At 45.4% G+C, this 26555-nt stretch carries 18 protein-coding genes; 11 read left to right on the forward strand and 7 right to left on the reverse strand.

The features are described from left to right. The first annotated feature begins 16 nt into the window (after positions 1–16). A complete protein-coding gene (locus AC1DCV_RS28155; protein WP_477026306.1) occupies positions 17–7459 on the forward strand; it encodes a LamG-like jellyroll fold domain-containing protein in 7443 nt (2480 codons plus the stop codon). A 177-nt stretch (positions 7460–7636) separates the two neighbouring features. On the opposite strand, the gene AC1DCV_RS28160 is transcribed toward AC1DCV_RS28155, so the two are convergent. Next, complete coding sequence (locus AC1DCV_RS28160; protein WP_477026307.1) at positions 7637–8620, reverse strand: hypothetical protein; 984 nt, start codon at positions 8618–8620, stop codon at positions 7637–7639. Between the two features lie 308 nt (positions 8621–8928). Here AC1DCV_RS28160 and AC1DCV_RS28165 point away from each other — a divergent pair, with 308 nt between their 5' ends. Beyond that, entirely contained in the window at positions 8929–9291 is a 363-nt protein-coding gene (locus tag AC1DCV_RS28165) for a VOC family protein (protein WP_477026308.1), read from the forward strand. 160 nt (positions 9292–9451) lie between these two features. Here the strand turns inward: AC1DCV_RS28165 and AC1DCV_RS28170 are convergent, their stop codons facing one another. From AC1DCV_RS28170 to AC1DCV_RS28185, 4 genes are all read right to left on the reverse strand, one after another. Continuing rightward, complete coding sequence (locus AC1DCV_RS28170) at positions 9452–9778, reverse strand: hypothetical protein (protein WP_477026309.1); 327 nt, start codon at positions 9776–9778, stop codon at positions 9452–9454. A 205-nt stretch (positions 9779–9983) separates the two neighbouring features. Beyond that, positions 9984–10424 (reverse strand): hypothetical protein, encoded by a 441-nt coding sequence (locus AC1DCV_RS28175; protein ID WP_477026310.1) that lies wholly within the window; start codon positions 10422–10424, stop codon positions 9984–9986. Positions 10425–10464: 40 nt separating this feature from the next. After that, positions 10465–10971 carry a TlpA family protein disulfide reductase gene (locus AC1DCV_RS28180; protein WP_477026311.1) on the reverse strand — a complete coding sequence of 169 codons (507 nt, stop codon included), beginning with the start codon at positions 10969–10971 and terminating at the stop codon, positions 10465–10467. 283 nt (positions 10972–11254) lie between these two features. Further along, positions 11255–11701, reverse strand: coding sequence for an EVE domain-containing protein (locus tag AC1DCV_RS28185; protein WP_477026312.1), 447 nt, complete (start codon positions 11699–11701; stop codon positions 11255–11257). 77 nt (positions 11702–11778) lie between these two features. Between AC1DCV_RS28185 and AC1DCV_RS28190 the strand changes: the two genes are divergently transcribed. Further along, entirely contained in the window at positions 11779–12537 is a 759-nt protein-coding gene (locus tag AC1DCV_RS28190; RefSeq protein ID WP_477026313.1) for a helix-turn-helix domain-containing protein, read from the forward strand. A gap of 82 nt (positions 12538–12619) precedes the next feature. Continuing rightward, positions 12620–13021, forward strand: coding sequence for a VOC family protein (locus tag AC1DCV_RS28195; protein WP_477026314.1), 402 nt, complete (start codon positions 12620–12622; stop codon positions 13019–13021). Between the two features lie 90 nt (positions 13022–13111). Here the strand turns inward: AC1DCV_RS28195 and AC1DCV_RS28200 are convergent, their stop codons facing one another. Next, a complete protein-coding gene (locus AC1DCV_RS28200; protein ID WP_477026315.1) occupies positions 13112–13636 on the reverse strand; it encodes a hypothetical protein in 525 nt (174 codons plus the stop codon). Between the two features lie 109 nt (positions 13637–13745). Here AC1DCV_RS28200 and AC1DCV_RS28205 point away from each other — a divergent pair, with 109 nt between their 5' ends. The 6 genes from AC1DCV_RS28205 to AC1DCV_RS28230 all read left to right on the forward strand — a co-directional run bounded on the left by AC1DCV_RS28205 (position 13746) and on the right by AC1DCV_RS28230 (position 25129). Then, on the forward strand, positions 13746–15095 hold the full coding sequence (locus AC1DCV_RS28205; RefSeq protein WP_477026316.1) for an SWIM zinc finger family protein: 1350 nt from the start codon (positions 13746–13748) through the stop codon (positions 15093–15095). Between the two features lie 28 nt (positions 15096–15123). After that, the gene (locus tag AC1DCV_RS28210; protein ID WP_477026317.1) at positions 15124–17997 is read left to right on the forward strand and encodes a DUF6493 family protein; all 2874 of its coding nucleotides are present in this window, start codon (positions 15124–15126) and stop codon (positions 17995–17997) included. A 173-nt stretch (positions 17998–18170) separates the two neighbouring features. Next, the gene (locus AC1DCV_RS28215) at positions 18171–18779 is read left to right on the forward strand and encodes an RNA polymerase sigma factor (protein ID WP_477026318.1); all 609 of its coding nucleotides are present in this window, start codon (positions 18171–18173) and stop codon (positions 18777–18779) included. Positions 18780–18837: 58 nt separating this feature from the next. Next, positions 18838–19989, forward strand: coding sequence for a FecR family protein (locus AC1DCV_RS28220; RefSeq protein WP_477026319.1), 1152 nt, complete (start codon positions 18838–18840; stop codon positions 19987–19989). Between the two features lie 287 nt (positions 19990–20276). After that, a complete protein-coding gene (locus AC1DCV_RS28225; protein WP_477026320.1) occupies positions 20277–23495 on the forward strand; it encodes a SusC/RagA family TonB-linked outer membrane protein in 3219 nt (1072 codons plus the stop codon). 11 nt (positions 23496–23506) lie between these two features. Further along, complete coding sequence (locus tag AC1DCV_RS28230; RefSeq protein ID WP_477026321.1) at positions 23507–25129, forward strand: RagB/SusD family nutrient uptake outer membrane protein; 1623 nt, start codon at positions 23507–23509, stop codon at positions 25127–25129. A 64-nt stretch (positions 25130–25193) separates the two neighbouring features. Here the strand turns inward: AC1DCV_RS28230 and AC1DCV_RS28235 are convergent, their stop codons facing one another. Further along, the gene (locus tag AC1DCV_RS28235) at positions 25194–25562 is read right to left on the reverse strand and encodes a hypothetical protein (protein WP_477026322.1); all 369 of its coding nucleotides are present in this window, start codon (positions 25560–25562) and stop codon (positions 25194–25196) included. Positions 25563–25739: 177 nt separating this feature from the next. On the opposite strand from AC1DCV_RS28235, the gene AC1DCV_RS28240 reads away from it, so the two are divergent. After that, the gene (locus tag AC1DCV_RS28240; RefSeq protein ID WP_477026323.1) at positions 25740–26534 is read left to right on the forward strand and encodes a DoxX family protein; all 795 of its coding nucleotides are present in this window, start codon (positions 25740–25742) and stop codon (positions 26532–26534) included. Positions 26535–26555 lie beyond the last annotated feature (21 nt).

Genomic DNA, 26555 nt, shown 5'->3' on the forward strand with positions numbered 1-26555 from the left:
AAAAGTAATCCTGATTATGAAAACAAAGCTACTCCTGTTTTTCGGGTGTTGTCTGTTATCGCTGTTTGTACGGGCGCAACAAGGCAACCCCACTGAAAGAGACTATCGTATTTTGCATGTTAATAAAAAATTCACTCCCGGAAAAGGATTCCAGGTAGATAATGTCGCCATCCGCTCCAGCGGCAAGAATGCAAAGGTCCTGTTTGCAAAGAATGACTATTTCCTGGTGCAGTTTGATCAGTTGCCCACAGAAAATCAAAAAGCAGCACTTAAAGGGCTGGGCATCACATTGCTGGACTATTTCCCTAACCTGGCCTATTATGCGCATTTCAGGAAGGAAGTTAATTCTGATCAATTATCAGGATTAGGAGTGCGAACGATATTGCCGGTAGATGAAAGCCTTAAGCTGTCGGACAACCTGTATAATGCAAAAGTTCCTGCTCATGCCAGGAGAGGGGATAATATAGAGGTGCAGGTGGTACTTTATGCCGGGGCTGATGGCAGCGCGGCAGAAAAAAGTATTCTTCGGTATGCTACCATTGTTGAGCGGACTTCCCCAACAAAGTTGAAATTGCTGGTGCCGCAGCATAAATTGAGCGCGCTGGCCAATGTAAAAGAGATCAAATTTATTGAGCCGGTTAGCGCAGAGCCCATACCGGAAAAGGAAGTAAATGAGCCACGGAAGGAAGATATATTCAGTAATGACTATGGCCGCTCCAATTACGTAAATTCAGGTTTCGGTGGCATATTGTATAATGGCGATGGCGTAAATGTGATGGTCCGGGAAAATGGGATGTATAGCGGTCCCGATCTACAGGGGCGTGTAATGGACGGAACTTATCAGCCTGGAGATCCGGGCAGCCATCCATCCGGAGTGGCCAGCTATCTGGGCAGTGCGGGAAACGTTAACCCGCGTGACCGCTCMAATGCCTGGGGTGCTAATATCCTGGCTGTTTCCGGTCAGGATACCTATACGCTGTATGATGATCCCGTAAAAAAGATCCGTGTTACAAATATGTCTTACGGCTGGTGGAATACCGATAATCATACTGTTACTGCGGGTTATAACAGTACTTCACAGGAGCACGATAATTTTGAACGTACCCGTCCTGAGGCGATGCTGGTATATTCTTCTGGTAACGTTGGCGACTATACGACCCTTGGCGGGAAATACAATGGTATGGCCGGATGGGGCAATCTCTCAGGGGAGGCCAAGAATGCAAAGAATATATTGACAGTAAGCGGTACAGACTATGAAGATAACTTCCTGGACTGGACCTGCAAAGGCCCCGCTTACGATGGCCGCATCGTTCCCCAGCTGGCTACAGAAGGCCAGGGCGGCACTTCTTTTGCTGCCCCTAAAATTTCCGGCATTTTCGCCATCCTTTCCCAGGCATATAAATCTGAAGTGCAGGCACCTGTACCCGCGGCTTTGATTAAAGCGGTGATGATGAATACTGCCGATGATGTTTATAATCCAGGTATTGATTTTAAAAGTGGTTTTGGTCGCCCCAATGTACGGCGAGCTTATCTGGCCATTAAAAACAGGCGATATGCTACTGATACCATCACGCAGGGCAGTCATAAAAGTTTTCCGGTTTCCGTACCTGCAGGTACTTCACAGGTACGCGTGCTGGTGTATTGGACCGACTATGAAGCCACACCAGGTGCAGCACAGGCATTGGTAAACGATCTTGATTTAACGGTAAGCGATCCGTCAGGCAATATTACACTGCCATGGGGACTGGATACTACTGCCAACGCCGTTAACCTTAATGCATTGCCTACCCGGAAGATTGATCATATTAATAACGAAGAACAGGTAACTATTGATAATCCATCAGCCGGTACCTATAATATATTTATAGATGGATTTAACATTCCACAGGGCCCGCAGCAATTTTTTGTCGTATATGAATTCATAAAAGACGAAGTCGTGCTGAGCTACCCGCTGGGTGGTGAATCAATGGCGCCGGGACAACAGGAATATATCCGCTGGGATGCATTTGGTACACCGGGGACTTTTAACCTGGAATACTCTGCTAACAACGGCACGAGCTGGGATACCATTGCCACCAATATTGCGGCAGCCAAAAGGCAGTTTAACTGGAAAATACCCGATCTCGCTGCCAACATACTGGTGAGGGTAAAACGGGGAACACAAACCAGCGCTTCTGCCGCAGTACATGTGATGCCCGTTCCATCCGGACTGAAAACAGACTGGGTATGTGATAATGCACTGCAGTTGTCGTGGAATAAAGTTCCAAACACCGGTGTGCACTATGAAATTTTTAAGCTGGGACAAAAGTACATGGACTCCATAGGCATCACCACAGACACCATCTTTAGCGTAAGCGCACCCAATGCTTCAAAGGAAGAGTGGTACGCTGTGCGTGCTGTTGGCGCCAACGGAGAAACAGGGCTGCGCTGTAATGCTATCCGGAAAGATATTGGCCTGTTTAAATGCAACAGCGTTATTACAGGTATTGCATTTAATGTCAGGAAAGACAGTGTATTATTAACCGGGAGCGTAAATGCATTAGGTAAAACGCTTAACAACGTGGCGTTTGAATATGGACCCACCACCGCATACGGGTCGGTCATCACTATCCCAGGCACTTTCACCGGTACCAGTTTTACCCCGCTTCAGCAACAGGTTCCTATTGCCATCCAATCCGGCGAAACCTGGCATTATCGTCTGAAAGGTAAACTGGATGGCATAGATGCATTTGGTGAAGACCATAGTTTCCAACCGGCACCGGGCAATTCTATGAAATTCAATGGTGCAGAAACCATGACGCTGGGGCCTAACAACGCCGTGAATGGGAATAAGCCAAGAACCATCGAATGCTGGGTAAAAACCAGTGTATATAACAGTGATGGTGGTGCGATTACCCTTGCAGGTGGCACCGGTACCACACTGGGAGATTTTACATTGGCCACCAATGGCGGCGATAACCTGTGGAAGTTATCATTGTGGAATGTAACGCGCTCGTATACACTGCCCAACAATAAAGGAGAATGGCATCATATGGCCATCACCTATAACCCGGCAAATACTACAGCAGAGCTGTATTACGATGGCACCCTATGGGATTCCTGGAGCACAGGCGGAGCACTTACCACCTTGCCTGGTAACATACGTCTGGGGGTTCGGGTAAACGGATCTTCTTTTTATTATAATGGCGAAATGGATGAAGTACGGATATGGAATACCGTACGGACTGCGGCACAGATCAGGGAGAATATGCATCACCCCTTAAAAGGAACGGAGACAGGATTGGTGTATTATGTAAACTTCGATAATACAGAAACAGAAAGTTATGATGTCACCGGCAAAACAGCGCTTTCTCAAACGGGGTCATTGCAGAAAGTAAAAGCACGTTATCCATTCGGAACCGGCGCTACCTTTGTGAGCACAGAAGCTGCCGGCAGTAATGTTTTTGGCAATGGCGCCGATGTAACGGCTTTCTATAATGCGCAGGATGGCAAACCAGCATCGTTTTCGAAGATTGATCTTACTTCCGCCGTTTTYAATGATTTTTCTCCTTCGGCCTTCCGTGTGGGGAAGGAGTTCTGGATAGGGCACCGTTATGCCACCACAGCCGGCGCTGTAAATATGAACCTGACGTTTACAACTGCAGCTAATATTACTACAGATGATGTTGCTCATCCCGGCAAAATACTGGTATTTACAAGATTGCCTTATACCGATGGTAAATGGCAATATAGCGGAACCGCCAATGCGGCGGATAGTGTAGCCCATACCGTTACCCTTAATAGCCAGACGAGCTACCAGCAATACCTGCTGATGAAAGATGAACAACCTTTTATGTATGCTTCAGCAGATTCGCTCATGCTGGCAGATGCAAGGGCCGGGGTAACTACCAGGCCGCAACAATTCACGTTATCGGGTGCTAACCTGCCGCCAACAGTAAGTATCACCGCCCCGGCGGGTTTTGAAATATCTGTCAACGATACCACTTACGTTAATTCATCCGCTGCGCTTTCTATTGCGACTACCGGAGGAACATTACAGCAGGCAAAAGTATTTGTTCGCTTTGCACCTGTTACGCCTGGCATATACCGGGGCAGCATACTTATCAGCGCGGGAGCTGCAACACTGGACAGCATATTATTAAAACAAGAAGCTGTTCCCGTGGAAACCACCGCCGGCAATGCGATGAGCTTTGATGGAAACGGTGATTACCTGGAGATACAAAACCTGAACTGGCAGCCTGCCGAATTTACTATTGAATGGTGGTTGAAACCAAGGTCATACAAAAATTATAACCAAAGCATCGGCAACGGCTGGGGTTCTTTCCTGGCACATGCCGACAGCGGTGGTGGCCTGAATATAGGTGTGGCTAACAATACCAATTCAAGACTCCTGGTAGCATCCGCATACACCGATCTGAATACATGGCACCATTACGCCTATACGTTTAAAAATGGTGCGGCAAAAATATACCGCGATGGAAGACTGATAGACAGCAAAGCAACTTCGGCTTATCCTCCTAACTGGACCACCTTCCGCATCGGCGCAGCTTCTGCAGATGCTATTGATGGAGAGTTGGATGAATTCAGGATGTGGACCATCGCCAAAACACAGCAACAGATCCGGGAAGGTATGCACCTCACCACCGAGGGCACTGAACCTGGGCTGAAGCTTTGTTTACAGTTCCAGGCCTCTCAAAACGGCGTGGTGGATATTTCCCCTAATGGTTATCCCGTGCGGGTAGTGAACGCGGTAAGAATTCCTTCCAACGCACCGATTGCCAAAGGAATCAGTGAAACCAAACAGATATTGGCGCCGGGTATCACCAGTTTCTCTCAAACTGGTATCAGTATGGATTTTTCTTCTGCCGGCACGCATCCAAACGGAGAAGTAGTAGTCAGTAAACTGAATGGTATTCCTGCTAATGATTTATTGCCATCCGTGCAGGATAGTACCTGGTGGGTAATCAATAATTACGGAAGTACCCCTGTTTTTACCGGACTAACAAAACTCAGCATCAGCAGTAATGCAGGCAACACAGATCCGGGTATCTATCGCTTATACCGCCGTGGCTTCAATGCCTTTGGAAACAACTGGGTATTCAATAATAAAACAACGGAAACTTCTGGCAACAACATCATATTCAACTTTAATGGGGCTGATTCACTCACCACTTTCGGACAACTGGCATTTAATAAAACCAGTGGTATTGAACAGGTGGATACGCTGCCCGGACAAGCCTATAAATTTGATGGCAGCGATGCTGGCATAACCGTTAATGGTCTTAACTGGAAGCCTGATGTATTTACCATAGAATGGTGGCTCAAGGCTAATACCGCCAGCAGCTGGAACCAGCAGATAGGTAATGGATGGGGAAGCTTCCTGGCGCATGCGAATAACGATAAGAGCATGAGCATAGGAGTAGCTAACAATACTGCCTCCCGCGTAGAGATACCAGGCGCGTTCAATGAACTGAATACCTGGCACCATTATGCCTTTACTTTCGACAATGGTGTGGTTAAAGTTTACCGGGATGGAGAACTGGCAGGTACTAAAACAGCCTCCTCTTTCCCTGCTCTCTGGTCAGGATTTATTGTAAACAATAGGGGTGGAGATGGCATAAATGGATCACTGGATGAATTCAGGATCTGGAGCACTGCCCGTACGCAATCGCAGATCCGTGAAAACATGCATCACACCATAGCCGCCGGTACTCCGGGATTAAAAGTATACCTGCAGGGACAAGGACAACAGCAGGGAGCATTTTTCACTGAGGTATCCGGGAACGCATATATCGTATCTGCCGACAGCAGCGTACAACGCGAGGTGTCTACTGCGCCTGTTGCCAAAGGTGTCAGTCAGTCACTAGTGATAGACAGTGCAGGACGGTATTATTTAAACCAGGCCGGACTGACCTTACAGTATAAACAGGAAGGTAGTTATCCAAAAGGAGAAGTGGTGGTAAGCAGGCTGAATGCTGTACCATATGCGGCTCCGGCAGGTGATAGTTATCATGGACAATATTGGATCGTCAGAAATTACGGCGACTCAACGGCAACGGCAGTCAGCACAATAACACTGTCTAATGCGGCGGATACCATGCGTAACCTGCAGCTTAACGGTCGTCCATTCAACGCATCCGGGAATTGGAGAACGATTGCAAACGGTGTCACTGCACCAGGAGAAGCAGATGTTACTTCGGGTACTGCAGCTACAGATATTCGTAATAACCAGTTGGTATTTATACAAACCGCCAATGCGGCACCCACATTTGCAGCACCTGCGAATATTACTGTTATCAGAAATGATAGTTGCCATTATAATATAGCGCCGGCTGTTACCGGTGTTCCTTCAGCTGTGCAGGATGATACGGATTCTCTTCCGGCTGTAAGTTATACCGACACCACTGCTGCAGGTTCCTGCACCTCAGCGCTGTTGATTACCCGTACCTGGGTGGTCAGAGACAATGCAGGAAGATCTGCACGTCACGCGCAATTGATCACCGTAAAAGATACCACTGCGCCGTTGATCAGCTGCAAAACTGATACATTGCGGCAGGCTAACAGTGGTGGTTGCACTTATACCGCCACCGGCACGGAGTTGGATATCACGGCTACTGATAATTGCAGTGCCATCAGTTTCAGCTACTCACTGAGCGGCGCCACTACTGGCAGCGGTGTAACCACATTGGCTGGCGTTGCATTCCATAGTGGTGTAACAAATATTAACTGGACAGCTGAAGATGCGTGCGGCAACTCAAGTACCTGCAACTTTACCCTGACAGTTAACAATGCGCAGCTGTCAGCAATCATTCCTGACGTATATGCAGTTAACCCAGGCGGAGAAGCGAACACTATCTATATCGGCTATGGTCCTTCATCGCTTAAACTTGCTACGCAGGTGACTGGCGGTAAAGCACCGTACACTTATAGATGGTCAACTGGTAGTACTGCTGCCACTGCACAGGTAAGCCCATCTGTGCCGGGTACATTTACCTATACCGTAACTATTACGGACGCAAATGGCTGTACTGCCTATGTAACCAAACAAATGAAGGTGACAGATATCCGTTGCGACCACGGTAGTGTAATGGTATGCCATCAAGCCGACGGAGGTTCATTCCAGCTATGCATTAATCCATCTGCCGTGCCGGCACACCTTGCACACGGTGATAAGCTGGGTACCTGTGTTGCTACCGGAGCTTTCAAAGCTACCGGCGAAAACACATTCCAGGTGATGGTAAGCCCTAACCCAAGCAGGCAATACTTTACACTGCAGTTGCCTACCTACGGGGAAGGTACTACGTATGTAAAGGTGTACGATCTCAATGGAAAACTGGTGGAAGAAGCCAGGGGGGCAGATAAAACAATCACCTTCGGAGAGCGGTTGATTCCTGGTACTTATATAGTAGAGATAGTACAGGGCAGGAACAGGGAAACAGTGCGAGTGATTAAACTATAGGAAAGTATGGAAGAGATAAAATGGCCGGGGAAATTTCTCCGGCCATTTTTGATGTCTGGTGGTCATTGCATATTCTTTTGTAAATGCCCGATACCCGCTGCCACTAATTTAGTCATGGACAGGTTATTCGATCCATCTTCGGACCTTCCAGGTAATCCATTTTATATACAAATTCGATTATTGTTCTTCTTTATTTATTTGCGCAAACAACCCGAAGTACTCCGTCAATACCGCTAAGAATTGTTGGGATTGTGTAAGATTTAAAACAATCGACTTCTCGAAATTATCTACGTTCTTAAAATCTTCGGTATAAATTCTCTGGCGTTCTTCCCACTTGCCTGCCACCTTTAGGTATAAATTTTTTATATAGAAATTTATTGCTTCACCTTGATGATTTTCAAGTGAATTATTGGAGGAGATTTTAAATAAAAATGCACGTAGATGAGGAATGGGTTTTAATTGTGTATCCCAGATGTGATTCTTTAAATGTGACTGGACAAATGTCAATATTTCGGACTGGTCAAAGGTTAATCCATGACTATATATGTCTTCCGGAAGATGCAGGTACTTGTGGTCAAATAACCATTTTGCCAGTAATAAATAGCTCTGTTGCACGGTATTAAACTCATTCTTTGGATTGAAACTGGAATGTGAAAATATCTCTCCTGCCTCAATGAGGGCCAGTTCAATAGCCGTTATTTCCATTTGATCCCGTACAAACCATACTTTTATTTTTGTTATATCATTAAGGGGCTTTTGGAAAAATATTTGATTGGAACTGCTGCTACTTTGATGATCAAAGTAAGCAAGGCATTCTTCGAGAGAACTTCCCGGATGGACAAAGCCTTCCCAAAAGTCCGAAGGTTTAGGGTCAGTTTTTTTTCCTTTACCTGATTTAGGAAATACGGAGATATTAGTAAGATAATTTTCGAATTTATATTGATCGTTCTTAGGGCTTACCGGGGGATAAAATTTATCATTGATGATCTTAAATTTGAAATTATATCGGATGGAATTTTGTTTGTCTTCAAAATCTTTATCTCTCTGATTGGTGGTAATTGTTTTAGGAGGGGTGCCTAGATTATGTTGTTCAAACCATTGGACAATCTTCGGATCGGTACTTTTTATTCCTATTAAGTTTACTAAATCCTGTATGATCATTGTTGTGATTTTTATAAATGCGATGTTATTATGTGTAACCGGCCGTTATTAAGACAGGCTTATTTGCATAAGCTTCAAAGTTAAAGAAATAATTAACTGTTTCTTGAATTAAGAAGTGATGCGCTACATTATGAAGCCTGTCTACGTGCAACAATTACCTGGATGATGACGTTGTACATATCGTCATTGTATTAGTACCAGGATACTGGAAAGAATAATAGCAGCAGACAACTATTTCCAGGATTTTGTCGTTTTTATCCAAACAGGAATAACCACCATTCTATAACTTTACAAAAAGCATAAGATCTATGGCAGACACTCATTCTGATAACAAGTTAAAACATGGGCAGGTACAGTATATTGAATTCCTGTCAAAAGACCTTAGCCGCGCCAAAAAATTTTATACAAAGAGTTTTGGATGGAAATTTGTCGACTACGGTCCGGACTATACGGCATTTGAAGGTGATTATGTAGATGGTGGATTCACTTTAGGGAAACCGGTAAAAGKTACTGTTTTAGTCGTCCTCTATTCAAACGATATTGAAGCGACTCAAAAAAAGATCATTGCGGMAGGAGGCACCATCGTGAAGGATATCTTTGATTTTCCGGGCGGTAAGCGATTCCATTTCACGGACCCTGATGGTTACGAGCTGGCAGTCTGGTCTTTGTAATAAACAAGGTACACCACCAGTGAATTACATAAAAGCACCCAACCCGCTATTATAGCAGGTTGGGTGCTTTCACGCAATACCGGTACTCCTTTCAGATTGTCTTGATGTGGTAAAAGAACAGGCGAGGTTCTTTGTTGCCAGGGTGATTTATATGGAAGATCTAAAAATCAACTTCTCCTAATTCTATTTCTCCAACTTTATATCCCAATTCCCTGGTTGCATTATGTTTAATCACCTTCACCCAAAGCTGCCACTCTGCATCTTCCATTAATCCCGAGAATTGCAGACCACCAGGTTCTACTGAGGCAGAGATATGCTTTTCTTCGTCATTATAACTAAACCAATAAGGTATTCCTTTTTGACCGAGATCGCCGCCCTTTCCGTACCCCAGCCAACCGTTCAGTTGGCTGTAAATCAGTGGGATTTTATCCCATATTTCGTCCTGGGCATCGTACCTGATATTTAAAATCATCTCCTGATATTGCATGACGACAAATTTAAGGATTATCGACCTTCAAACAAACCAAAGCAGTATGAACGTTTTAAGAATGCTTTGTTGTACATGAGGAGATGGAAAATTTGAGATACATTATTCAGCGCTCACAAATTAAAATGGATAAATCAGAGTTTATCCCAGTTTGTCCATTTTATTCAGTACAAATCAGTAGTGGTATGATGCTTTCATTGCCCCGTCAATCGCGCTGTCTGGCATATTTTAGTCTGTAACGCTTGTAAGCGTATTGTCCACCGCCTAACTGAGATCTGTCATTGTCCAGATAGGTAATCCAATAGTCTCCACCACTTTCAAAATGCCAGTTACTTTTTTCAAGTACAGTGTCGTTATTGCTGACCTGGTAGGTCTTGTCCTCTTTTAATTCCAGAATGCAATGGTCACAGTTAGGGTAGTCGGTCAGGTAATAAATGCCTACATGATCCAGTTGACCTTTTTCATATCTTTCCTTCAACCAGGAGTTGAACTTGAAAATTAAAAAGCAAAAGAAGGCACTGCATATTAACGTCCAGGGTTTGGCCGATCTGTTTGCCTTAAATGTCGATACCAGGAAAAAAATAGCGGCCAGTCCGAGGAAAACAAATATGAGGTATGGGATAAGGTCACTTATAGCGCTCAGCATTGTAATACCGATTTAAATGGAAAAGGAAATCCGCCATGGCCTATTTTAGGCGCTCATTGATCAGATCTACCAGTTGCTTAAATTCTTCCGGTGAATAACCAACAGACGAATAAATAACTTTCCCATTCTCATCTATCAGGAAATTTCTGGGAATATTCTGTGCAGCGAACAAGCTGAAAATCTTTCTTCCTTCATCCGGTAAAATAGGGAAATCAAATCCTTTCTTTTCTTTAAAAGGTTTTAATTTTTCCCATCCTTCTTCCCTGCCAAAAACAAAAAATGCAAAGCGCGGGTTATTCTTATGCGGCGTCCATATCTTTTTTTGTACTTCAGGGAGTTCTGCATTACATGGCGGGCACCAGGTGGCAAACAGATTCAGTAATACCAGTTTCCCTTTGTAGTCCGCGATATTCACCGTTTTGCCTTCTGTTAGTTCAAAACTGAATGAAGGGACATTGTCTCCTGTTTTGATATACGTGTCCTTATCTTGTGCATAGCTGCTATACGTGCTGAAGAAGGTAAATAAACAAACAAGGAATTGTTTCATGAAGCGTATTTTTAGAAGTTAAATTACAATATTTATAGGAATCCAATTGTCATAAGTGGGTGTCTTGAAAGCTTTATTCATGAAATATAATAGTGTAGGCTCAAATTTACCAGTAATGATGTGTCTAGTATCATGCGGACACATTTAGTGGATATTCGTAAAGCAATTGTGTTCCAGACAGGTGTTTCCAGGTATCATCTGCAGGGCCTGGAGAAGCGGATTGATAATGTGTTGGAAGGGAAAGATAAATAGCATGGATAAAAGGGTGGGGAACAGGAATGTCTCAGCCTTTTTTGTTTTTTATGAGCATCAGGTTGGAGAGTAAGTCGAAATCATGCTGATTGATTTCAAAAGAACCCGCCCGGAACGGATATCCCCAGCTTTTTTTATTTTGAATGAACTCGAGTTGATCTATAAGTGGTAAAATCGAAATATCATGATGAGGGAAGAAGTCCACATCTCTTCTGAATGCAGAAAAATCAGGCGAGAGCTGCACTTCATATATTTCTTTGTCCTTAATTTTCCCGATGGCGGTGAACTCCTGGCATTTATCCAATTCTCCAAAAGTTAGTTTGGACGAGTAATAAATAATAAAGTCGCCCGGATGCATGCGTTTTAACGGAGAAGATTTTCCGTGTCCTGCCTGTGCAATGCCTTCAGCAATCCCGTTTTTTACGTGGTCTTTGGAAGCCACAACAATCCAGTATTTAGGGTATGAGGTAGTAGTCATAAGATAAAGTAATCATTTTTTTTGATACTTTCAATTGTCGGATGTGATATATCCGGCGCTATAACATTATCCAATAAATGAAATTTGAGACTTACCAGCCATGTGATATTTTAAAGCCTTTTATCAGGTCTTTTGCTATCGCAGAAATCACCAGGGAACATACTTACACCGTGCTGCCAGATACCGGTCTGATTATTTGTTTACAATATAAAGTGCAGTCTTCCTTTCGTGCCAATCATTTGTTCCTTCCTTCCTCCGGACTTACCGGCTTGCAGGATAGTTACCGCACTTACAGCGGTGCCGCCAATATGGGGTCGGTGTTAATTCGTTTTAAAGCAGGAGGTGCTGCCGCTTTTTTTAAACAGCCCATGCATGAAATTTTTGGCGGAAGTATTTTGCTGGATGATTTTATGCGCCAGTCTGAGCTAATCCTGTTAGAAGAGCAATTATGCGAGGCGGCCACTGATATAGAAAAGATCAGCATCATTGAAGCGTTTTTGATAGCCAGACTGCAACATGATCCGTTAGATGAGCTGGTTACAGCTGCCATGAAAATTATTCATAGCAATAGTGGTAATATCAGGATAAAGGAATTGATGCAGCAGTTATATATCAGTCAAAGTGCATTGGAAAAAAGATTTCGCCAGGTGGTAGGGGCATCACCTAAAAAATTTTCAATGATCGTTCGCTTTAAACATTTCATTGAAAATTACAATCCGCAAGTTCCCTTGTCAGATCAGGGATGGGAAGCAGGATTTTATGACCAGGCTCACTTTATAAAAACATTTAAATCTTTTACAGGCGAAACGCCGGAAACTTTTTTTAGTAAAAGATGAGAAAAACGATTTTTTACAATGGCAGCTCACAGTGATTGCGGACCTTGCAGGACCCAATATGGGAATTACAAAAGCAGTATATATGAGTACATCCACCAGTATTTCAATTGAATTCAATCACCTGATTATCTTTGCAAAAGACAAGCAGCAGTCTGCCGTTTTTTTAACTACACTATTGGGCCTGCCTGCACCGCAACCGGCAGGATTCTTTCTGGCCGTGGATTTTAAGAACAATGTGACTTTTCAGTACGCTGAACCCGGTGTAGATTTTATCATGCAACACTATGCATTCCTGGTGTCGGAATCCGAATTTGATGAAATATTATCGCGTATTCAGGAAAGAAAACTCGAATATTGGGCCGATCCACGTCAGCAAAGGCCCAATGAATACAACTGTAATCATGGTGGGAGAGGACTGTATTTTCTGGATCCCTCCGGGCATGGGATGGAGATCATTACACAGCCCTATGGTAGTGGGGAGTAATAAGGATGATATGATTTCGTTTTTTGCAGGTATTGACAAGGTTTACTATCCTGGCCGTCATCATCAGCATATTTCAGAGGTGAATGAAGATCAATATGGGCCAATCCGCATATGCTTTTGAATATAGTCATCCAGCTGATTGTGATCAGCGGCTGATACTAACTTTTCCAAAGCTTTATTTTTCGTTATACCAATACCTTTTTTGTATACGTTGACCAGCGCCATCAATCCTGCTTTTGCGGGGGCTACGTTATCTTTGTAGGAGTTGTTGGCAATACAATAACTGGCATATCTTGCCATATAAATAATCGTGAGATGCGGGTTCTTTTCCATCATCTTAAAAAAGTCTTCCGATATTTCAATTTTCACCATGGGAGATCCGTTGACCCAGTCAAAAATAAAACCACCGGCTTCCCGCCTTATATCCGTTTGTTTATCAAGGTCCGTTTCTTCCAGCCAGTCAGCTACGTCTTTTACCAGCGATTCATATTTAACATAGTCTTCTTTTACGCGCAATTCTTTTTCACCGGGAAGGTCCGGCAATTGCTGTGCCTGTGCAGGATAGGCAGAGGCGGTAAATATGATAGCTACTATAGTGGCGAAGATAAATTTCATGGCAAACAGGATTACATTATTACTACTAATTTATTTATTATAGCGTAAATTAAGCCGTTTAATAATTAATAGTAGTTTCGTTTTTTTTACGGATAATCATAAGATGACCATGTCTGATAGTATTACATATTGTTATCCCGTTCCTTCTGTACTGCATACTGCCGGCGCCTCGCAGCAGCTGATGCTGGCAGGATACAGCGAAGTGGAGAAAGTGCAGGCCCGGGAGTTTTTCCAGGGCACACTGGAACAACCCTATATTACCGCCCGTTGCCTGATAACTTTATCGAACGTGGTGAAGTCGAATTTTACCTTAACACCGGCGCAGGCGTCTATGATGAAAGACCCGATTGTAACGGCAGGCGCAGATAAATTACGCTTCGAAGGATTTTCGCATTGCGCGGGCGTATACGCCCGGGTGGATGTATTGCCGGGCGGTCATCAGGGTATATTCCCGGCTAACGGTACGGTAAACGTAGATTTTAATCAGCCTATGATCAATGCCCTGGGTAGTGTTGGCAGAAATGCACACTTGCAGTTATCGGTAGGTGCACAGGAAATTAACCTGCAAAGCCGGCCGGAGGAAAGGATTACAGAACGTAAAGTGCCCCTGCCCATCAAGTGGATCAAGGGGCTAACTACTGTGCAGTTATTCCTGGCAGCGGCAGAATGTACCCATCAGTTTAATAAAATGCAGTTGCGACAATTGTTTCAGAGCATACCTTCCCGCAATGTAAAAGCTGATTATTACCTGGTAAAACAGGGTAATAAACCGGTGTTTACGCCAGCGAAATCAGCGAATGCCATTTGCATAGGAGGTATTCACCGGCTTAAGCTGCTGGAACCTTTGCTGCCATTGGCTGATGAATTAAGAGTGTTTGCCCACCCGGATATGCAGAGTACTACCTGGCAATTGTATTTTGGCAGCGTACGATTCAGCTTCACCTTATCACGTGAAGCCTGGAGAGGCTTTTCCGGCGAGGGCGCTGCCCTGGAATCTTTGATAGCCGATGTGCCGGATCACCTGGTGGTGGCCATCGACAAATACGGCTATGTGAACCAGGAATTTAACGCCACCTTGCTGGCGGTAAAAGAACATATCCCTTTTGAACAGGTGGATCAGCTTACCGGCCGCCTCGCGGCAATGGGCCTGCTGGGCTATGACCTGGATGAAAACAGCTATTTCTATCGCCGCCTGCCTTTTAAACTGAGCAGGATACTGAGCCTGAACCCCCGTATGAAAGATGCCGAACAACTGTTGGCAGATGACAAAGTACTCATCGTTGCCGATGCAGCGGGCAAGGTAGAAGCGCGTGTAGCCGGTACCGGTATCACGCATACGGTTATACTTGAAAAAGACAATGCCCGCTGTACCTGCACCTGGTACGCAAAACATCAGGGCCAACGCGGATCCTGTAAACATATCCTGGCAGTAAAAAAGAAAGTATACCAGGACTTTTGATTTCTTAACCCATATACAATTGCTGACAATGACGCATCCGGAAGAGCTGCAACAAATGCTGGAAAAGGAATATGAACAGGAAATGATTCCGTTCCTGCAAAGACTGACACCTGCTGAAAGAAAAGCATTGATACCCACCATAAAACAACAATTCAACTACTATAACGAAATAGTGGAAATCAGGCAAAACGTTTACAGCACAAGGATGTCTGTACCGCAGGGAAATATGCTGGCCATGGCGGCTTTCGTGTGTTATGACCGGGCTGCTGTGCAAAAGACTAACTTTCTGTCGCCTCTGTTCAGACATAAACTGCTGGAGAAAATTTCCCCCTGGTACATCGCTCCGTGGTTTGATTCAATGATGGCGGAACTGGCAGAGAAAGATGCTTTACCAGGTGACCTTCCTTATGAGACCATCATGGAGCTGGCGGTACAAAAGCTGCTGACACCTACCATTCCGATGGTCGTGAGCCGGCTTCCATATTCGATTTTTGTCAGCGGAAAGAGAAACCGTTATGATACGGCTATCCTCTTTAAACACAAAGAAACACTGTCTGAACATATCTGGTATCTATTCGAATACCCTTCCAATATTCATTTCAGCGATCGCTGGAATGCTGTGGCGGAGGAGGCGTACCCAAACGAAGAACCCAACTGGAGAGGGGTGATAAAAAGATTGACCGGAGATGGCACCCTCGACCGGATGCGGGTAATGGAAGAGAGCCTGAAGGCTGCTAACAGGAACTTTAATAAATTGCTGACAGGGTGGTTCATGGATCTGCTGGTAAGTCTTGAGCCGGTAAAAGCTGAGTTGCTGCAACTGCAACCGCTGTTGCTGTTAGCGCTTGACTCGCCACAAAGTAAAGCGGTCAGCACTGCCCTGAATTTCCTTAAAACATTATCCACAGAAGAAACCTTTAGCTATACCGAATTACTCGATCATCTGCCGCAGATCATTGCCACCGATAAAAAATCAATTCTTTCCACTACAATTCAAATACTGGAAAAAATCTGTAAAAAATATCCGGCAGTACAATCGCAGGTATGTTATGAATTATGCCAGGCCTTTATTTCGAAAGATGAAGAAGTGCAAACGAAAGTGGCTAAGCTGTTACTCCAGTTTGGCGATACCAACGATAGCGCACTGAAAGAACAACTGACATTGTTTAGAGACAGTATGCTGGTCGGCACTAAAAAAACACTGCAGTCGTTTTTTGACGGAAACAGTGTAGCCGTTACCGTGCCGGAAGATACAGCAGCGCCACGGTTGCCGCTGATAGGCGCTCACAATCTCATCCCGGAAATCACGGACCCTAATGAGCTCGTATTCCTGGCCAGCCAGGCCTTTGAGAATAACGAGACGTATCATATTGATCAACTGCCGGCGCTGCTCGTAGCGATGCAGGATAGTATCACTACAGACATCCTGTTGCAAATGGATCCCGCTTTTCAACGGGCCGCGACCATTTTTAAACAGCTGCCATCAGGTGCAGGTCTCCTGGATCAGGCACTCGCCCTGTTCTTCCTAAACTACGGCAAGTGTATGGCGGATGCCCGCCCGGAATATGCCGAACAGCTCAATATTATTAAACATGCAAAACATTGGTGGCGCAATCGCCTGGAGATCCCGGTACTATCCAGCTGGAAGGCTTCAAGGGATGAACAGGCGGTTTATATCCCTTACAAAAAGTTGCTGATAACGGCATTGCGGAAGATAACGGATAAGGATACACTGCCTTTATTATATACTCCTACGCATAGTCCTGCCTGGCTGGACCCGGTAGTGCTGGTACAACGTTTACAACTATACGAAGCTGCCCGGGTGGCGCCAGACGAATTCGATCTTCAGGTAGCGATTGCCCGTTGCGCATTAGAAGATACAGATGCGGCCCAAGCGCTGGTGGCCACAATGCCGCAAGGAGAGTATCAGCGTTTACTGTCATTCCTGTTGAATACCTCCGAGCTACCCCAGGCACCGTTTACCACCCCATCTGCCTGGATGCAGGCGGGTAACACCAAAGCCCCACTGATAGCATATGAAGCATTCCATGATTTTTCGTATAACCGTTTGCCGGTAGCCTTCAGGAATGGTAACTTCCCATGGAAAGTACATCGCCGGCCATATGAAGCCTATGGTGAATATAACCTGGAAAAGAAAGGATACGACCGCTATTGGTCAGAAGAAACGGTGATGGAAATAACTTTCGAAGAAGCAGGAGACCGGCTGTTAAAAGGCCCTGCGCCCTTGCTGCAGGAATATTTGAATGGCGTTGGAAAATATTTGTTTATTGCTATTGCCGATATTAAAAGGCTGCTGTTCCTGACGCCCAACAATCCTTCCGTACTGCTGGCCAGGGTCATGAATACCTGTCAGACTTACTCGAGCTACTACGAAGTACCGGAAACCTCTATGGTAACAGGTGCGCTGCAGGCCATTCAGGAACTGGATATAGTGCCGGATGACATCATCTACCTGTTTATTGCCTGCAGTATGCTGCATGCCGACAAAACCGTCAGGGCCTATGCGGCCGCGTATTGGAGCAGCCGGGTATCCGACCGGATCAACAGTGAACGCCTTGGCCGGATGATCAGCCACCTGGAAAGCATACAGTGGGCCCCTTTAAAGCGTTTCTGTGACCTGGTGCATGCCAGTATGGTAGCTATCAGTCGTCCCCATAATGAGGCCCTGGAAACGATGCTGACAGCCTCCCTGGAGCATTTTGAACCTACACCGGTAAAGGACCTGAAAAAACTGCTGGAGATTTATACGGAGGTACTGGCACTCAACGACAGCCGGATCAGGAGTCCGCACCTGGCGCGACTACTCCCGGAGTGGCAAACAAACAGTACCCTGAAGAAAGTCGCCGTCAGGTTACAGCAACTGTTGACCGTTTCCCAATAATCATCTCCTATATACAAATGCCCGGGCAGTAAATTTTATTTACCACCCGGGCATCTGCTTTAAAAGAAGAAAATACCCGTTTAACGCAATTCAGTATTAGCCTTGAACAATTCACTATTAGATTTGATCATACATTTTTAATTACTTTTGGTTGAATAACTAACAAGAGCCACTTGTTGATTAACGAACACGATTTCCACTATGAAAAGGGACTGCTGTCACGTATGTCCGCCCACGACCAGTCTGCCTTCCAGGCGCTGTACGAACGCTACCATCATGCTTTGTACCGGCAAGTCTTCCAATTACTGCGTTCCGATACAGAAACAAAAGATATTTTACAGGATGTTTTTATTACGCTTTGGGAAAAACGGGTAGAACTTGATGGAGATCGTTCCGTTGGCGGCTGGCTGTTTACAGTAACATTCAACCGTACTATGAATCACCTGAAGCAAAAACTCCGGGAGAAAAACCGGGCATTGGTAGCAGCGGAAATTCATGGCTCGCCGATCGACCGTAAAGAGGTGGAAGCCCAGTGGATGGTGCTGGAGAAAGCCGTGGCGCAGCTGTCGCCCCAGAAAAAGAAAGTGTTCCAGCTCTGTAAAATGGAAGGCCGCACCTATGAGGAAACCTCCCGGCTGATGGGTATTTCCCGTTATACTGTAAAAGAATACCTGGGAGAGGTGATGAGCGCTATCCGGAACTATGTACGCCAACATCCTCCATACGACGCATCTATTATTATATGGCTGGTGCTGGAAAATTTTTCCAGATATTTTTTTTAATACCCCCCCTTTTTCTCCTCCCCGTTGTATATATCATTAACAACCAGCAATCACACTTTTGAAAAGCGATGTACAAAAGCTAAAAGAATTACTGGCATCTGATCAACGGTCTGATGAAGAAGAGCAATGGTTGCTGAACTACCTGGAAACGACCGATACAGCGGAATTACGGGAACTGGTAGCAGCACAATACGAGAAAGACCTTTCAACAGGTGTCAGCATTACAGATACTACTTCCCGTCAGCTATGGGATCAGATACGCATGCGGTTAGACGAGAACCCTCGTGCGCAGGTGGTCCGCATGAAAAATCGTGGCAGGGTACTTAAGTGGGCTGCGGCAATTATGTTATTAGTGGCGGGAAGTTTTTATTTATGGTATCCGCGTACACGTAACTACGTGGCTGCGGTGGCAATAACACCAGGCAGCAGCAAAGCGATGCTTACGCTGGCAGATGGAAAAATAGTAAAGCTGAACGACACGGGCACACAGGTAATCCGGCAGGGTACTACTAATATCCGCCAGGATAATGGACAACTGCAATACGCAACCACAGGCAATGAGGGGGCCGCTGGTTATAATCTGCTGACAACCCCACGTGGAGGAGCGTTTCGTGTAACGCTGCCAGACGGTAGTAACGTGTGGTTAAACGCCGCCTCTTCTTTAAAATATCCTACCAGCTTTAATGGAAAAAGAATGGTAGAACTAAAAGGGCAGGCATACTTTGAAGTAGCAAAAAATGCCCGTCAGCCTTTCGTGGTAAAAGTGAACGATATGGAAGTACAGGTGCTGGGAACCAGTTTTGATATCATGGCATATCCGGACGAAGCAGCCGTGAACACCACCTTATTAACCGGTGCAGTGATCGTAAAACATCAGCACACTGAAAAAAAATTACAACCTGGCCAGCAGACCGTACTAAATACCACTTCCGGCGCCATGACCGTACAACCAGCGGACATAGAAAAAGCAATGGGCTGGAAGAATGGATTATTTGATCTGGAAGATACCGACCTGCCTACATTATTGCGTCAGCTCTCCCGCTGGTATGATATTAATATCATTGACCAGTCAGGAGGCCATGCCACCCAACGTTTTGGGGGGAGAGTAGGGAGAGATATGAGTTTAACCGATGTACTAAAAATATTGGAACAATATGACGTTCATTGCAGGATAGAAGGAAGAACGCTGACGGTATTGTCAGAAAAGTAGCGCATCACTGCATTTATAACATTGAAAACAGCATTGTAACATGAACCCGGCCCGCCGGAAAGTGAACACTATGCCCGTACTGTAAGAAAACCAAATCAGCACCAATTCCGGATTAAAACCACCGGAAATATATGATGACGAATAAATAAACAAACAATTACTTTTTTATCACCCAATTCCACTAACGTATGAATCTTTATGTTAAAAACAATCCTCCGGAGTTCCCGGAGTCAGACTCCCTTACGCGGTATCATTGGTGTAAAATCCCTGACAGCATATTTCGTGGTATGAAACTGACAATATTTCTCCTGCTGATAGTATCACTGCAGGTTTCAGCCCAGGGCACCGCCCAAACAATTACACTCACCGCCAAAAATGAGTCCCTTAAATCTGTATTAAAGAAGATTGCAAAACAGGCAGGCGTATACGTTGTATACGAAGAAAGTGATGTGCAGAATATTGCCCCTGTTAACATCGAAGTAAAAGCCGTTAGTTTGAAAGATGCCCTGGATATCTGCTTCAGAAATCAACCGCTGATATATGATATCATGAATAAAACAGTGGTGGTAAAAAAGAAAAAAGAAAGCATTGCACTGGCACGTGAACGGGAGCCCAGGGAACAGAGAGAACCCCGGGAGGTCCGCTCCATCAGGGTGCTGGGACGGGTACTGGAAGCAAAGGATCCGCCTGCACCATTGCTGGGTGCCAATATCACCATCAAAGGTGTGGCGAAGTCAGTGGCCACCGACAAAGACGGCGTTTTCCAGATCTATGTACCCAGGGAAAGTGTACTGGTGATATCGATGGTGGGATATAAAAAGCAGGAATACCTGGTGCGGGAAGAACAGGCTAACCTGATTATCTCCCTGCAGGAAGATTTAAAAATATTGGACCAGGTAGTGGTAACCGGTTTCGGTAGCCAGAAAGTAAAAAATATAGCCAGCTCCGTTAGTACGGTGAACATGGGCAATGTAAAGAATAAACCGGTGGTGCAACTGTCGCAGGCCTTGCAGGGCGGTGCTACCGGTATACAGGTATCACAAACCACCGGTCTTGTTGGTAGCGACCAGGCCAACATACGCATCAGGGGAGTGGGCACCTTACTCAATGCAGCCCCTTTGGTGATGGTGGATGGTGTGCCATTCGATATGAATAATTTAGATCCCAATACCATCGAAAGCATCACCGTATTAAAAGATGCAGCATCGGCTTCTATGTATGGTGCAAGAGGTGGTAACGGGGTGATCATCATCACTACCAAAAGGGGAGTAGCGGGTGTTCCCAACATGGAGTATAATGGTTTTTATGGTATTCAGCGGCCGCAGTATATGCCTGATTTTGTGGATGCCGCCACGTGGATGCGGTTAAACAATGAGGCGATGCTTAACTCCGGTGGTAACCCCATCTACTCGGATGCCGACATCAACGCTACAAAGGATGGCAGCGACCCGGTTAAATATCCCAATACCAACTGGCCGGATTTAGTGCTGCGGAAATCTATTCCTATTCAGCAACATTCCCTGCAGGTGTCCGGTGGTAATACCGCTGCACGGTTTGCACTCTCCCTCAACCAAACCAACCAAAAAGGACATGTACGTAATTCAGATTACAGCAGAACCACACTTCGCGCCAACACAACAGTCGATCTGCTGAAAAATCTGTTCATCTACATGGACATTTTTGCTTCCCGCACCAGCCAGAACCAGCCATATGCGAGTAACCGTCTCACTACAGATATTTACCGGAGAATGTACACCGTTCCACCAAACATTAATTCCAGGTATCCTGATAAAGCAGAAAATCCGGATTATACCTATTACGGGATCTACGGCGAAAGCTGGAACCCGGTAGCCATGCTGGAAAAAGGCGGATCACTGAATAAAACGAGGGATGAAGCATTGATTAACATCCGTCCACAATGGAATATTTTACCCGGCTTGAGTTTAAAAGGACAAGCCAGCTACCGCGTAGCTTCCGGTCTTGATAAAGCCGACCAGGAATCCTATATCTTCTTCGACTATTTCACCAACCGCACTGCAGGCGTAAATTATCCTACCGTAAAAACAGCTACGCTGACGGCCAGGGAAAATTATATCTATTTCGGTGGCAACTTCGATTATACCCATGCTTTCGGTAAGCATGATGTAAATGCCATTGCAGGATACACGCAGGAACTGAGGACCTACGAATCCTGGAAAGATGTGGCGCTGAGATCCCTGTTCGCCAAAGCTTTCTATACCTATGATAATCGTTATTTGCTGGAAGCTGGTATCAGAAGAGATGGTTCATCCCTCTTCGCCACCGGTAAAAAATGGGGCATCTTTCCTTCTGTAGCTGTTGGCTGGAACATAGATCAGGAAGCCTTTTTCAAATCCAAGGCTATCAACAGCTGGAAGGTGAGAGGCTCCTATGGCGTGCTGGGAAACAATGCAATTGATCCATATCTCTATCAAACTACCATTGATGGTGGTAATGGTACAGAAACAGTGATCGGTAATCCAAATGTTACCTGGGAAAAAGTGAATGAGCTGAATATAGGTACAGATATCAGTCTGAGAAACGGATTGAGTATGACGGCTGAATGGTACAACAAAATCACCACCGATATGATCATCACGCCGCAGCCTAACTATACATCCGGTATAGGGATCGGCAGCGGCAATAGTGGTGCACCTGTTAACGTGGGCAGTGCAAGGAACAGGGGGGCGGAAGTAAAACTCACTTACGTGAAAGCCGTTTCAAAAGATTTTGCTTTCAATGTAAGCGTAGGCTATTCCAAAAATAAAAGTGAAGTGCTGAAGCTGGTAGGCAATGACCAGCCTATCATTAGCGGTAATACTATTTTGTATGTAGGCGGCGCGCTGAAAGAGTATTATGGTTATGCTACCCAGGGCTTGTTACAGGAGAAAGACATGGCAGATGCAAAAGTGATGAAGATCAGTGGCCAGGGAGCAGGAGATATTCATTTTCTGAACAGCAATGGCGATAGTTTGATCAATAACCTGGATAGGGTACCGCTGGGAAGTACAGAGCCTACAGATGTATTTTTTGGTAACCTCGGTTTCCGTTACAAAGGTTTTGATTTTGAAACACTGTTTTCCGGCGAGTCCGGCGCACCACTATTCTACACCGGGTTAATGGCTATTCCTCTGAACATTGGTGGCGAAAGCGGCACCCCGCAAAAGTCGCAACTGAATTACTGGACGCCGGACAATCCCAATGCAGAACGTCCACGGTTAACGCCAACACCAGGAACGAACGGCAATTTCTCCGATTTCTTTAAGATGAACGGCAGATTTTTGAGAGTGCGGTATATACAGTTAGGTTATGCCTTACCTGCAAACGTTTGCGCGAGGATAAGAGCAAAGAGCCTGCGGTTTTATGTGAATGCACAGAACGTATTCACTTTTTCAAATGTAAAACTGATAGACCCGGAAAGTGGGGGCGATCAAACAACGGTGCCACTTCTGAAAACCTATACACTGGGTTTAAATCTTAGATTTTAAAACACCCGAAAATGAAAAAAGTAGCTATAAATATCGTCAGCGCATTTTTAATTACAACAGTTCTGTTCAGCTGTAATAAATCGTTCCTGGAAAGGGATAGTCCTACTGCCACTACAGACGCTAAGTGGTGGCGGCTGGAGTCGGATCTGTATAATTACCTGGAGGTGATTTACAACAACCAGGTTTCTCCCGGCGCATTGATCACGTCTTCTTCTTACCAGGCAAATTGTCGTATGCATATGTCGGGTACCACAGATGAATCTGTATTCCGTGCAAACTTCGGCAGCTGGAATTCTTTTCCATTGGGAGCCGTCACCGCAACAGATGGTTACCTGGCAGACCTGTATCGTCAGAACTATAAAGATATCAGGAATGCTTCCCGCATCCTGGAAAACTATTCGAAGATTTACATGGAGAACCCGGTGGTAAAAGAACAACGTGCCGCTGAAGCCAGGGCGCTGAGAGCCAGGGCTCACCTGACACTCTTCCAGTTGTTTGGACCGATACCCATTGTAGATACCAGCATTTCTCCTGCAGACCCACAAGCCATCCCGCGTAATTCGCAGGAAGAAGTGGTGACTTTTATTTCTACAGAACTGKACAAGGCAGCGGAAATTTTACCGGCTACTTATCCCACCAGTGATGCATACAGGATAACGAAAGGCGCCTGCTATGCCATGCAGGTGCAGCTTTACCTGACTATCAAAAATTATGAACAGGTTATTACCTACGCACGTAAACTGATTGACCTCAAAGTATATGACCTGCATTATGCCAGTGCCCCTGGTGTAAATAGTTATGGGCAGTTGTTCAGCTATGATGCATTGGAAAACAAGGAAAGAATCCTGTTCAGAAGAACCGGAAACTCCGGCGCCTTCTTCCGGCTGGCGCCTAAGAGCTTATCCGGGCAGGCGGCCAACGGGCCAACAGCGGCTATGGTGAACTCCTATGAAACACTGCAGGGCAAAACCTTACAGGAACTGGGCGATGATAGTTTGCAGTTGTACTGGAAAAACCCACTCTATAAAAATAACCGCGATCCCCGCCTGGCAGCGAGTGTATTATTCCCGGGGCAAACATTCGTAAACAGGCTGTTGGATCCTTTCACCGCCGGATCTGTTGACCAGATAGGTGCGGCGCAGTCAACACAAACAGGTTTCTGGGTAAAAAAGTATCTCGATGCAAGAGATGTTTCCCGGAATAACAGTGGTACCCTCAACTTTATGGTGATCCGCTATGCAGAAATGCTGCTGAGTTATGTGGAGGCCCTGGTAGAATCCGGACAATGGCAGCATGCCGATGTACTCATCTACCTGAATAAAATAAGAAACAGGGCAGGGATGCCAAATGTAGATGTCAACGTTTATAATACCCAGGAAAAAATACGCACCCTTTATCGCAGGGAAAGAAAAGTGGAACTGGCTTTTGAAGGTACCCGGTTATTTGATATCAGGAGATGGAAGATAGGAGAAGAGGTGCTGACCGGTCCGGCACAAGGTGCGATTAATCCTACAACAGGTAAGCCGGTGATCGTGGAAACACGGGTGTTCAATGCGGCAAGAGATTACCTGTGGCCTATTCCATTAACGGAGATTAATGGCAATACGGCTATGAAACAGAATCCTAACTGGTAAGATAATACGGCTGTTAATTTAGAATAAGGAAAGCCCTTTCATTCTTGAAAGGGCTGTTATTATTTTAATCATGTGTGGCTACGGCCGTTTTTTCTGCAGACGGCCCCTTTTCTTTTTCTTCTTCTTCCACCAGCCATTTGGTGACCTTATATTTTGGCAGTAATTGTTGCAGCTTTTTCGTCAGCCATTTGGAAACGATCTCGAAAACAATAAAACCAATCACAATGGTGATGATCCATTCCATGTTGCTGTAGGTATGCTTGTCTACTACCGTTTTACGTGCTGTAAGCCCCCATAAATTGCGGATGCTGCGGGTGGTGAAGTAATGCGATACCAGGCGGGTGGACATCATGCCTATGACGAATCCTAAAAAGTTGCCCACATAGTTATTGTATACGTATTCCAGGAATTTTCTGATCAGTTTAATTTTCATGTACAGGGATCTTTATATGCTAAGCTAATATCTAATTCGGGAAAATAACAGTGATCATTAAAAATTAACAGCCTCACGTACAGAAAAAAATATTTCCGTGTTACTGTCCAATTTGGCATTACTCAATACTTATTGTAGTGTAAACAGTCATTATTCGTCATAAAACAATATAACATTATGAATACCCTTGTTTCTTCCGCAGCGGCTTCCCGCACCCGTATCATTGCCTTCTGGTTAACCACCGGCATCATCGCACTGGAAACCGGCGTAGGGGCCATATGGGATCTCCAGAAAATAACATTTGTCCGCACGGTGATGGTGCAATTGGGTTATCCTGAATACATCCTCAACATTATGGGCATATGGAAGGTATTAGGCGTACTGGCATTGTTGGCGCCTGGTTTCCCTCGTTTGAAAGAATGGGTATATGCAGGGTTGTTTTTCATTTATACGGGTGCCTTTGCCTCGCACCTGGCAGTAGGCCAGTTTCCGGAGGCAGTAGGGCCTGTAATTTTCGCCGGCATCACATTGGCGTCCTGGGCGCTTCGTCCGGCAGAACGCCGCGATTTTGGGCCTTTATTGAAGGATTTCAAGACCTCCTGGCGTACTACTACAGCCTATTGGATAACAACCGCACTGGTGGTGTTTCAACTGGGATCCGGTGGCGTGGGCGATATCCTGCGGCCAGCCTACCTGGTGGAGGGTATGACGAACCTGGGCTACCCGGTTTACTTCTGTGTAATATTAGGCATCTGGAAAGTGCTGGGAGCCGTGGCCGTTATTATTCCCCGCTATCCCCGCTTAAAGGAATGGGCTTATGCAGGCGCCTTCTTTGATCTTACAGGTGCGGTTGCTTCTCATTTATGGTCCGGAGAGCCAGCTACCAGGGTAATATTTCCGATCCTTTTCACAGGGTTCGCATTGGTTTCCTGGGCACTGCGTCCGGTATCCCGCAGGGATCTGTCATATTAAGGAAGGAGGTTGCCGGCAGCA

It is taken from the genome of Chitinophaga sp. 10T418, assembly GCF_056394125.1.